1 rRNA gene is annotated in these 1,745 nt (G+C 56.4%); it reads right to left on the bottom strand.

From position 1 onward, the window contains the following. Positions 1 to 62 precede the first annotated feature (62 nt). Positions 63 to 1,597: ribosomal RNA gene (locus tag N416_RS0117145) — 16S ribosomal RNA — on the bottom strand. Between the last annotated feature and the right edge of the window lie 148 nt (positions 1,598 to 1,745).

Below are 1,745 nucleotides of genomic sequence, written 5' to 3'. Positions count from 1 at the left end.
ACTATCCCAACCATCGGATCCCGCACTGATTGCGGGGACGGGGGAAAAAAGGTGCTCCTTAGAAAGGAGGTGATCCAGCCGCACCTTCCGGTACGGCTACCTTGTTACGACTTCGTCCCAATCGCCGATCCCACCTTCGACGGCTCCCTCCACAAGGGTTAGGCCACCGGCTTCGGGTGTTACCGACTTTCATGACGTGACGGGCGGTGTGTACAAGGCCCGGGAACGTATTCACCGCAGCGTTGCTGATCTGCGATTACTAGCGACTCCGACTTCATGGGGTCGAGTTGCAGACCCCAATCCGAACTGAGACCGGCTTTAAAGGATTCGCTAACCCTCACGGGATCGCAGCCCTTTGTACCGGCCATTGTAGCATGTGTGAAGCCCTGGACATAAGGGGCATGATGACTTGACGTCATCCCCACCTTCCTCCGAGTTGACCCCGGCAGTCTCTCACGAGTCCCCACCATAACGTGCTGGCAACATGAGACAAGGGTTGCGCTCGTTGCGGGACTTAACCCAACATCTCACGACACGAGCTGACGACAGCCATGCACCACCTGCACACAGGCCACAAGGGAACCGATATCTCTACCGGCGTCCTGTGCATGTCAAACCCAGGTAAGGTTCTTCGCGTTGCATCGAATTAATCCACATGCTCCGCCGCTTGTGCGGGCCCCCGTCAATTCCTTTGAGTTTTAGCCTTGCGGCCGTACTCCCCAGGCGGGGTACTTAATGCGTTAGCTACGGCACGGATCCCTAAAGGAAGGAAACCCACACCTAGTACCCACCGTTTACGGCGTGGACTACCAGGGTATCTAATCCTGTTCGCTCCCCACGCTTTCGCTCCTCAGCGTCAGTTACTGCCCAGAGACCCGCCTTCGCCACCGGTGTTCCTCCTGATATCTGCGCATTCCACCGCTACACCAGGAATTCCAGTCTCCCCTACAGTACTCCAGTCTGCCCGTATCGCCCGCACGCCCACAGTTAAGCTGTGAGTTTTCACGGACAACGTGACAAACCACCTACGAGCTCTTTACGCCCAGTAATTCCGGACAACGCTCGCACCCTACGTATTACCGCGGCTGCTGGCACGTAGTTGGCCGGTGCTTCTTCTGTACCTACCGTCACCCCAAGAAGAATCCTGGAGCTTCGCCGATACTGAAAGAGGTTTACAACCCGAAGGCCGTCATCCCCCACGCGGCGTCGCTGCATCAGGCTTGCGCCCATTGTGCAATATTCCCCACTGCTGCCTCCCGTAGGAGTCTGGGCCGTATCTCAGTCCCAGTGTGGCCGGACACCCTCTCAGGCCGGCTACCCGTCGTCGCCTTGGTAGGCCATTACCCCACCAACAAGCTGATAGGCCGCGGGCCCATCCCACACCGCAAAAGCTTTCCACCACACACCATGAAGCGCGTGGTCCTATTCGGTATTAGACCCAGTTTCCCAGGCTTATCCCAAAGTGCAGGGCAGATCACCCACGTGTTACTCACCCGTTCGCCACTCGAGTACCCCCGAAAGGGCCTTTCCGTTCGACTTGCATGTGTTAAGCACGCCGCCAGCGTTCGTCCTGAGCCAGGATCAAACTCTCCAAACAAAAACCATTTGGAAACAATCCCAAAACATCAGTCAAAAACTGACATCAAAAAAACGCCACACCCCCAACACGGGGCGCCGAAGGCATGGCAAAAACAACAACAAACAAAAACCACCAAACACACTATTGAGTTCTCAAACAACACGCC

Origin of the sequence: Mycobacterium sp. UM_WGJ, assembly GCF_000455125.1 — a bacterium.
GTDB lineage: Bacteria > Actinomycetota > Actinomycetes > Mycobacteriales > Mycobacteriaceae > Mycobacterium.
Note: the sequence above shows the minus strand (reverse complement) of the source record. Positions and strands in the feature narration are given on the sequence as shown.